This is a genomic window from Phenylobacterium sp. (assembly GCF_041920015.1).
Lineage (GTDB): Bacteria > Pseudomonadota > Alphaproteobacteria > Caulobacterales > Caulobacteraceae > Phenylobacterium.
The window spans coordinates 33506-41468 of record NZ_JAYRST010000024.1; the positions used below are offsets into that span (position 1 = coordinate 33506).

Sequence of the window (7963 nt, forward strand, 5' to 3'; positions counted from 1 at the left end):
TCCCGTGAGAGGCGGGAATGTGGTTTGTGGCCCTGGCGGTAGACTAGGAACGGCCGCGCATAGTTGAAATGACATATTTGTCACGGTGGCGCTGAAAATCGGCCACAGCTTGGGGCGCAGGCACCCGCAGCGGGGTGATCTCGCCAGGGCCGCGCAAACGAAAACGGCGCAGACCCGAAGGTCCGCGCCGCTCCGAAACAGTCTGGAATCGACTGGCGATCAGTGCTCGCCGAAGTCGCCTTCCTGTTGGCCCGCGCCGCCTTCCAGCATGTCCTGGGCGGCTTGCTCGTCGGCGAGACGGTCTTCCTCGAACTGCGAGGCGATGACGTTCTCACCGCGCGCCTGGCGCTCGGCCTCGTCCGCGCTGCGGGCGATGTTGATGTTGACGGTGATGGTCACTTCGGCGTGCAGGCGCACCTTCACCGGATGGACGCCGAGGGTCTTGATCGGCTTGTCCAGAACGACCATCGAGCGGTCGATCTTGCCGCCTTCGGCGTTGACCATGTCGGCCACGTCGCGGCCAGACACCGAACCGTAGAGCTGGCCGGTCTCGCCCGCCTGACGGATCAGGATGTAGGACGAACCATCAAGGGCTTCGCCGGCCTTGCCGGCGGCGTCCTTGGCCTTCTGGTTGCGGGCTTCGATCTCGGCGCGCTGGGCGTCGAAGATCTTCAGGTTGGCGGCGGTGGCGCGCAGGGCCTTCTGGCGGGGCAGGAGGTAGTTGCGGGCGTAGCCGTCCTTGACGGTGACCACGTCGCCCAGGCCGCCACGGCCTTCGACGCGTTCGAGCAGAACAACTTTCATGTGCCTGTCCCCCTTACTTCACGACGTAGGGCAGGAGGGCGAGGAAGCGGGCGCGCTTGATGGCCTTGGCCAGTTCGCGTTGCTTCTTGGCCGACACCGCGGTGATGCGCGAGGGCACGATCTTGCCGCGCTCGGAGACGTAGCGCTGCAGCAGCTTCACGTCCTTGTAGTCGATCTTCGGCGCGTTGGCGCCCGAGAACGGGCAAACCTTGCGGCGGCGGAAGAACGGACGGCGGGCGCCGGCGGCCGGAGCAGCAGCGGCGGCCGGGGCGGCGGAGGTTTCGTCAGTCATGGTGATCCCTCCCTTTCTCAGGATTGGAAGTCGTCGCGGCGCGGTTCGCGTTCGCGATCGCGGCGGGCGAGAATCGGCGAGAGCTCGAGGTCCAGCTCGTCGACGCGAACGGTCAGGGTGCGCAGCACGTCTTCGTTCAGCGAAAGCTGGCGCTCCATCTCCTTCACCGCCGCCGGCGGGGCGTCGATGGCGAGCAGGGAGTAGTGGCCCTTGCGGTTCTTCTTGATGCGGTAGGTGAGGTTGCGAAGGCCCCAGTACTCGATCTTCGCGACGGCGCCGCCGCCTTCTTCGATCAGAGCCTTGATTTGGTCGTTGAGGGCTTCGGCCTGTTGCGGCGAGATGTCCTGCCGCGAAATGACAACGTGCTCGTAGAGCGCCATGGTTCCTTTTCCCGTTGGGAGGGCGGCGCGTCCAGCGCCGGGGAGCGCCGGAAACGATGGCTCTTGAGGCGCGGCGACCGGGTGTTTCCCGATCCTTTCGCGTTCCGGCCCAAGACCGCCTTCCGTGAAGAGGCGCGCTAGTACGGGAAAAGCGCTTGCAGGGCAAGGCTTTTCCGCCATTGCCGGCTTGCGCCGTGACGGTGCAGGTTGGAGGTGCAGACCGCAATCGGAGGCATGACGCATGCTGAAGCGAATGGCGAACGGAATTCTGGTTGGGGCCGCGGCTCTGCTGGTCGTGGGGGCGGCGAGCGCCCAGACACCGCCCACGGCCCGCCAACTGGAGCTGGCGCAACGCTATGTCGCGGCCATGCAGATGGAAAAGACGGTCGGCGCCACGACCGACGCGCTGCTGCCGGCGATGATGGGAACGGGCGTCGACAAGCTGCCGGAGGCCAAGCGCGCGGAGTTCATGGCGATCATGCGCGAAACCACCCGGGACATGGTCCTGGCCCTCTCGGCGCGAATGGCGCCGATCCTGGCCGAGACCTTCACCGAGAAGGAGTTGGAGGACGTCGTGGCCTTCTACGAGGGCCCCAGCGGGCGGGCCTTCGTCGAGAAGGCCCCGCTGCTCACGGCCAAGATGGCGCCGATCATGCGCGAACTTGCGCCGCAGATGCAGCAGCAACTCCTCGAACGGCTTTGCAAGGACGGCGGTTGCCCGCCGGGCGCGCAGGCCAAGTAGGCGCTGCTATCTGGGATGCTTGGCGCGCCAGGCCTTCACCGCGCCCAGCGTCTCGCTCACGTGCTCGTTGGCCTTCATGTCCGAATAGGCGTGGATGATCTCGCCGGTCGGCGCGACCACATAGGAGGTGCGGCTCGACCAGCCGGGCTTCACGGCCAGGCTGGCGTCATAGGTCGCGGCGATCTTGGCGCCCGGGTCGGCGGCGACCGGAAACTTGCCCGAGCACTTCTCGGTGTCGGCCGAGAAGGAGGCCAGCTTGTCGAGATTGCCGGCGGTCACGCCGATCACCGTCGCGCCCTGAGCCTTGAACTGGTCGATCGATTCGGCGAACAGGCGGGCCTCGAGATTGCAGCCGGCGGTTTCCGCGGCCGGGAAGAAATAGAGGACCACCGGTCCCTTCTTGCGGGCCTCGCTCATCGAAAAGGTCATCGCCTTGCCGGCCTGGAAGCCGGGGGCGGTGAAGTCGGGGGCCTTGGCGCCTTCCTTCAGGGCCGCCAGGGCGGGGGTGGCGGCGAGCGTCGCGAGGGCGGCGGCGAGGGCGAGACGGCGCATGCAGGTTCCTCCGGGAAACCTGCCGAATATAGGCGCGATGGGCGGGCTTGTCTCGGACCTGGGGCTGGTCTGGGCGGCGGAATAGGTTAGAGAACCGTCTTTAGGTCTCCATGCGGAACTCTCAATGGACAAGGCGGCCCTGACGCGAAACGCCCATCGCGTTTTGCGCGATGCGATCATCCCCGAATTGCCGAACCCCTACTACGGCAAGGTGCGGGACAATTACGACCTGCCGGACGGACGGCGGATCATCATCGCCAGCGACCGGATCAGCGCCTTCGACCGCATCCTGGCGGCGATTCCGTTCAAGGGCCAGGTGCTGACCCAGACGGCGCGCTACTGGTTCGAGCGCACGGCCGGCATCTGCCCCAATCATGTCCTGGAATATCCCGATCCGAACGTGGTGGTCGGCCGGCGGCTCGACATCCTGCCGGTCGAGATCGTGGTGCGCGACTATCTGGCCGGCACGACGGGGACCTCTATCCTGACCCTCTACAAGAAGGGCCAGCGCGAGATGTACGGCCACAGCCTGCCGGACGGCATGACCGACAACCAGAAACTGCCGCATCCGATCATCACTCCGACGTCCAAGGCGTTCGATGGCGGGCACGACGAACCCCTGACGCCCCGCCAGATCGTGGACCAGGGCCTGCTGAGCGCCGACCAGTGGGAAACCCTGTCGAAATACGCCCTGGCGCTGTTCGCCCGTGGCCAGGAACTCGCCGCCGAGCGGGGCCTGATCCTGGTCGACACCAAGTACGAGTTCGGGACCGACGCCGAGGGCCAGATCGTGCTGGCCGACGAGATCCATACGCCAGATTCCAGCCGCTACTGGTTCGCCCAGAGCTATCCCGAACGGTTCGCCGCCGGCCAACGGCCCGAGAGCTTCGACAAGGACTTCGTCCGCGCCTGGGTGGGCGAACGCTGCGATCCCTACAAGGACCCGATCCCGGAGATTCCGGCGCAGATGCTTGTCGATACGGCGGCGGTCTATATCCAGGCCTATGAGACCATCACCGGCCAGGCGTTCGCCATCGAGGATGGCGACGAGCCGGTGATCGAACGGGTCCGGCGGAACCTGGCGCGCTTCTTTTAGGCGTTTCTATCGTCAGGTTTGGCGCCAGGCCTTGCAGAAACACGCCGCTAGGCCGGCGTGATGGAATCCGGCATGGTCCCGCGCCATGTCAAACGAACCATTCTTCCGCCGCGACGGCGACCATTACATTCCCACGCCTGCGGGCCGCGGCCCCTGGAACCCCAATTCACTGCACGGCAGGGTCATTATCGGCCTGCTGGGCCAGGTGCTGGAGGAGCGGCACGGCGATCCGGCCTTTATTCCGGCCCGCCTGACCGTCGACATGTACCGGCTGCCCGGCTTCGAGCCGGTCGAGGTCACCACGCGCATGGTGCGCGAGGGCGGCCGCATCCGCGTGGCGGACGCCGAGTTCATTTCCGGCGGGGTGAGCATGGCGCGGGCGACCTGCCAGTTCCTTCGGCGCGGGGACGTTCCTCCCGGCCAGGTGTGGCGTCCGCAGCCCTGGGATGTCCCCGCGCCGCAGGAGATCGAGCCCGACGAGCGCAGCGGCATGAGCGGCATGTGGGCGATGCGCAACATCTCCGGCGGCTTCGGCCTGGCCGAACAGCGCCGGACCTGGATGAGCGAGGTGCGCGAGATCGTGGACGGATCGCCGCTGACGCCGTTCCAGCGGGTGGCTGTGGCGGCGGACTTCGTCAGTCCCATCGCCCATGTCGGCGATCAGGGCCTGGGCTATATCAACAGCGACGTGACCCTCTATCTGCACCGCCTGCCCGCCGCCGAGTGGATCGGGTTCGAGACGACCTATCACGGCGCCGACGAGGGCGTGGCCGTGGGCGAGGCGAGGCTCTATGACGAGCGGGGGCCGATCGGGATCGCAAGTTGCGTCGCCCTTTCGCAGAAGCGTCCGCCACCCCCGCCGCCTCGCAAGGACTGATCCGCGCCGCCCATGCCTCCCGCCCTGCAACTTGCCAGCTTGGCCAAGTCCGTTCCGGGCGGGCGGGTGCTGTTCAGGGGATTGGACTTCACGGTCGAGGCCGGCGAGTTCGTGGCGGTCATGGGCGAATCCGGGGTCGGCAAGTCGACGCTGCTGAACCTCATCGCCGGCCTGGACGAGGCCGATGCGGGCGCCGTCCGCATCGGGGGCCAGGATCTCGCCGGGTTGGACGAGGATGCGCGCACCCGGTTGAGGCGCGATGCGATCGGGTTCGTGTTCCAGGCGTTCCACGTGCTGCCGCACCTGTCGCTGGCCCAGAACGTCGCCTTGCCGCTTGCACTCCAAGGCGTGAGGCAGGGCGAGGCGCTGGAGCGCGCGGAGGCCATGCTGGCGACGGTGGGGCTGGGCGGGCGCGGCGGCGACTATCCCAAGCAGTTGTCGGGCGGCGAGATGCAGCGGGTGGCCATCGCCCGCGCCCTGGTCCACCGGCCGGCGCTGATCCTCGCCGACGAACCGACCGGCAATCTCGACCCGGAAACCGCGGCGCGGGTGCTGGAGGTCCTTTCCGAGCAGATTCGCAGTTCCGGCGCGGCGGCGGTGCTGGTGACGCATTCGGAGGTCGCCGCGGCGGCGGCCGATCGAATGATGGTGCTGGGCCGCGAGGGCCTGGCGGCGGCGCATGCGTAGCGACGGGGCCGCCCTTGCTGCGCGATGGATGGTCCTGGGAGAATGGCGGGCGCATCCCTGGCGGGTGGCCCTGGCCGCTGCGGCCATCGCCATCGGGGTCGCGCTGGGCTTGGCCGTCCATGTGGTCAACAGTTCGGCGCTGAGCGAGTTTTCCAAGGCGGTCAGCGCCGTCAACGGCGAGGCCGAACTACAAATCCGCTCGGCGACGGCGTTCGGCTTCGACGAAGAGCTTTATCCGCGGGTGGCGCGAACCGAGGGCGTCGAGGCGGCGAGTCCGGTGGTGGAGGTCGAGGCGGCGACCGGCCGTCCGGGCGAGACGGTCACGGTTCTCGGCCTGGATGTCTTTCGCGCCGCGCAGGTCACGCCGCGGCTGCTGGCGCGGCCCTTGAGCACCGAGGCCGGCGGCGCGCCGACCCCCACCGCGGTGCTCGACGAGGAAACGATCTTTCTGTCGCCGGCGGCGCTGGAGGGGCGCAGGTCGGGCGAACTCATCGCCCTGACGGCCGGCGGCCGCACTGCGTCTTTCCGCATCGCTGGCGTGCTGCCGGGAGTGGAAGAGGGGCGCAAGGTCGCGGTGCTCGACATCGCCGCCGCGCAATGGCGGCTCGGGCGGCTGGGCCGGTTGCAGCGGCTGGACCTGCGCCTGGCGCCGGGCGCCGATGAAGGCCGCGTGCGAGAGGCCCTGACCCGCATCCTGCCGCCCGACGCCCAGGTCTCGACCAGGCAGGACCAGGCCTATCGCAGCGACAGCCTGAGCCGGGCCTATCGCGTGAACCTCGACATGCTGGCGCTGATGGCGCTGCTGACCGGCGGCTTCCTCGTCTATTCGGCCCAATCCCTGTCGGTCGCGCGGCGGCGCCCGCAGTTCGCCTTGCTGCGGGTGCTGGGGATGCGTCGCCGGGCCTTGTTGGCCCAGGTCCTGGGGGAGGGCGCGGCGGTCGGCCTGGCCGGCGGCGTCCTCGGCGTGGGGCTGGGCTTCGCCCTGGCGGCCGGTGTGCTGCACGTCCTGGGCGGAGACCTCGGCGGCGGCTATTTCGGCGATACGCGGCCGCAGGTGGTCCTGGCGCCGGGCGCGGCCCTGACCTTCCTGGCGCTCGGCGTGCTGACATCGCTGGCCGGAACCCTGGTCCCGGCGCGGAGCGCGGCGCGCGCGCAGCCGGCCGTGGCGCTGAAGAACCTGGGCGATGCGATCGATCCGGCCGAGGTTCCCAGGATATGGCCGGCCCTGCTGCTGCTCGCGCTCGGCGCAGCGGCGGCCTTCGCGCCGCCGCTCGCAGGCATGCCGCTGTTGGGCTACGGCTCGATGGCCCTGCTGCTGGCGGGCGGGGTGGCGGCGATGCCGCGGCTGGCGCGGGAGTTGCTGTCGCTCATCGCCCGGCGCGGCGCGGTGAACCCCGCAATAGGCCTCGCCGTCCAACGGCTGTGGGGCGCGCCGTCCCAGGCCGCCGTCGCGCTCTGCGGCGTGGTGGCCAGCACCAGCCTGATGGTGGCGATGGCGGTGATGGTGACCAGCTTCCGCGGCTCGGTCGAGGACTGGCTGAACCAGGTGCTGCCGGCCGATCTCTATCTGCGGGTCGAGGCGGGCGGAGGCTTCACCCCGCAGGATCAGGCGCGGTTGAGCGCGACGCCGGGCGTGGCCTCCATCGGCTTCCTGCGCACCACGACATTGCAGATGTCGGCGGACCGGCCGCCCCTGGCCCTGATGGCGCGGCCGGAAGGCGGGCTCGGCGCCGGCGCTCCGCCGATCATCGGGCGGGAGGTCTCCGCGCCGACCGGGACGATCCCGGTCTATGTCTCCGAGCCGGCGGCGTGGGTCTATGGCTGGAAGCCGGGAGATCGGATCGCGCTGCCCATCGGGCCGCAGGACGGGGGCCCGTGTTTCTTCGTGACCGGGGTCTGGCGCGACTATGCCCGCCAACATGGCGCGGTCACGCTGGACAGCGAGGACTATACGCGCCTGACGGGCGATGCGACCCGCAGCGAGGCTTCGGTGCTGCTGAGGCCCGGCGTCTCCCGGCGGGAGGCCAAGGACGCCTTGACCGCGCGCCTGCCGCCCGATCTGGCGCGGCGGGTCGAGATCGCCGAACCGCAGTCCATCAAGGCCCAGGCGCTGCGTTTGTTCGACCGCAGCTTCGCCGTCACCTACGGGCTGGAGGCGATCGCGGTGCTGGTGGGGCTGGCGGGCGTCGCCGCCACCGTCTCTGCCCAGACCCTGGCGCGGACCAAGGAGTTCGGGATGCTGCGGCATGTCGGCGTCACCCGCCGTCAGATCATGCTGATGCTGTCGACGGAGGGCGCGCTGCTGGGCGCGGTCGGGGCTCTCGCCGGCGTGGGGCTCGGCCTGGTGATGAGCCAGGTGCTGATCCACGTGGTCAATCCCCAGTCGTTCCACTGGACGATGGAGACGAAGCTGCCCTGGGCGTTGCTGGCCCTGGTGACCGGGGCGCTGGTGGCCGCCTCGGCCGGAACCGCGATGCTGGCCGGGCGGCGCGCGCTGTCGCAGGATGCGGTGCGCGCGGTGCGGGAGGATTGG

The 7963-nt window shown here is 69.2% G+C and carries 9 protein-coding genes; 5 read left to right on the forward strand and 4 right to left on the reverse strand.

Translation table 11 applies throughout. The features are described from left to right. Positions 1 to 219: 219 nt before the first annotated feature. The 3 genes from rplI to rpsF are packed head-to-tail and all read right to left on the reverse strand — an operon-like array spanning position 220 to position 1476. Positions 220 to 804 (reverse strand): 50S ribosomal protein L9, encoded by a 585-nt coding sequence (gene rplI, locus ACE3TL_RS07340; protein WP_374578066.1) that lies wholly within the window; start codon positions 802 to 804, stop codon positions 220 to 222. A gap of 13 nt (positions 805 to 817) precedes the next feature. Further along, positions 818 to 1096, reverse strand: a complete 279-nt coding sequence (gene rpsR, locus ACE3TL_RS07345; RefSeq protein ID WP_374578067.1) for a 30S ribosomal protein S18 — start codon at positions 1094 to 1096, stop codon at positions 818 to 820. Between the two features lie 17 nt (positions 1097 to 1113). Continuing rightward, entirely contained in the window at positions 1114 to 1476 is a 363-nt protein-coding gene (rpsF, locus tag ACE3TL_RS07350) for a 30S ribosomal protein S6 (RefSeq protein ID WP_374533866.1), read from the reverse strand. 241 nt (positions 1477 to 1717) lie between these two features. On the opposite strand from rpsF, the gene ACE3TL_RS07355 reads away from it, so the two are divergent. Then, positions 1718 to 2218: a DUF2059 domain-containing protein gene (locus tag ACE3TL_RS07355; protein ID WP_374578068.1), complete on the forward strand. Its 501-nt coding sequence runs from the start codon at positions 1718 to 1720 to the stop codon at positions 2216 to 2218. Between the two features lie 6 nt (positions 2219 to 2224). On the opposite strand, the gene ACE3TL_RS07360 is transcribed toward ACE3TL_RS07355, so the two are convergent. After that, positions 2225 to 2770 (reverse strand): peroxiredoxin, encoded by a 546-nt coding sequence (locus ACE3TL_RS07360; RefSeq protein ID WP_374578069.1) that lies wholly within the window; start codon positions 2768 to 2770, stop codon positions 2225 to 2227. A 124-nt stretch (positions 2771 to 2894) separates the two neighbouring features. On the opposite strand from ACE3TL_RS07360, the gene ACE3TL_RS07365 reads away from it, so the two are divergent. The 4 genes from ACE3TL_RS07365 to ACE3TL_RS07380 form a co-directional block, all read left to right on the forward strand. Then, entirely contained in the window at positions 2895 to 3866 is a 972-nt protein-coding gene (locus ACE3TL_RS07365) for a phosphoribosylaminoimidazolesuccinocarboxamide synthase (RefSeq protein ID WP_374578070.1), read from the forward strand. An 85-nt stretch (positions 3867 to 3951) separates the two neighbouring features. Further along, the gene (locus tag ACE3TL_RS07370) at positions 3952 to 4743 is read left to right on the forward strand and encodes a thioesterase family protein (RefSeq protein ID WP_374578071.1); all 792 of its coding nucleotides are present in this window, start codon (positions 3952 to 3954) and stop codon (positions 4741 to 4743) included. Positions 4744 to 4782: 39 nt separating this feature from the next. Continuing rightward, entirely contained in the window at positions 4783 to 5430 is a 648-nt protein-coding gene (locus ACE3TL_RS07375) for an ABC transporter ATP-binding protein (RefSeq protein ID WP_374578072.1), read from the forward strand. After that, the coding region (locus tag ACE3TL_RS07380; RefSeq protein WP_374578073.1) for an FtsX-like permease family protein at positions 5423 to 7963 on the forward strand (2541 nt) is incomplete at its 3' end. The genes ACE3TL_RS07375 and ACE3TL_RS07380, both read left to right, overlap by 8 nt.

Coding starts and splice junctions, on each gene's coding strand:
- rplI (WP_374578066.1), bottom strand. CDS start 804: ATGAAAGTTGTTCTGCTCGAACGCGTCGAAGGCCGTGGCGGCCTGGGC.
- rpsR (WP_374578067.1), bottom strand. CDS start 1,096: ATGACTGACGAAACCTCCGCCGCCCCGGCCGCCGCTGCTGCTCCGGCC.
- rpsF (WP_374533866.1), bottom strand. CDS start 1,476: ATGGCGCTCTACGAGCACGTTGTCATTTCGCGGCAGGACATCTCGCCG.
- ACE3TL_RS07355 (WP_374578068.1), top strand. CDS start 1,718: ATGCTGAAGCGAATGGCGAACGGAATTCTGGTTGGGGCCGCGGCTCTG.
- ACE3TL_RS07360 (WP_374578069.1), bottom strand. CDS start 2,770: ATGCGCCGTCTCGCCCTCGCCGCCGCCCTCGCGACGCTCGCCGCCACC.
- ACE3TL_RS07365 (WP_374578070.1), top strand. CDS start 2,895: ATGGACAAGGCGGCCCTGACGCGAAACGCCCATCGCGTTTTGCGCGAT.
- ACE3TL_RS07370 (WP_374578071.1), top strand. CDS start 3,952: ATGTCAAACGAACCATTCTTCCGCCGCGACGGCGACCATTACATTCCC.